This window comes from Bacillus sp. GbtcB10, assembly GCF_019091365.1.
GTDB classification, from domain to species: domain Bacteria; phylum Bacillota; class Bacilli; order Bacillales; family Bacillaceae; genus Bacillus; species Bacillus altitudinis.
On the sequence record NZ_JAGXJP010000482.1, the window covers coordinates 1 to 228 of the forward strand.

Genomic DNA, 228 nt, shown 5'->3' on the forward strand with positions numbered 1-228 from the left:
CACGAATTGCAGCTTCACGACCAGAACCAGGACCTTTAACAGTTACTTCAAGTGTTTTAAGACCATGTTCGGTAGAACCTTTAGCAGCAGTTTCAGCAGCCATTTGTGCAGCGAAAGGAGTAGATTTACGAGAACCTCTGTATCCTAATGCACCAGCACTTGACCAAGAAATTGCGTTTCCATGATCATCAGTAATCGTTACAATCGTGTTGTTGAAAGTGGAACGGA

The 228-nt window shown here is 43.4% G+C and carries 1 protein-coding gene; it reads right to left on the reverse strand.

The window, feature by feature from the left end; translation table 11 throughout:
* The coding region (gene rpsK / locus KVT11_RS20890) for a 30S ribosomal protein S11 (RefSeq protein WP_217609248.1) at window positions 1–228 on the reverse strand (228 nt) is incomplete at both ends.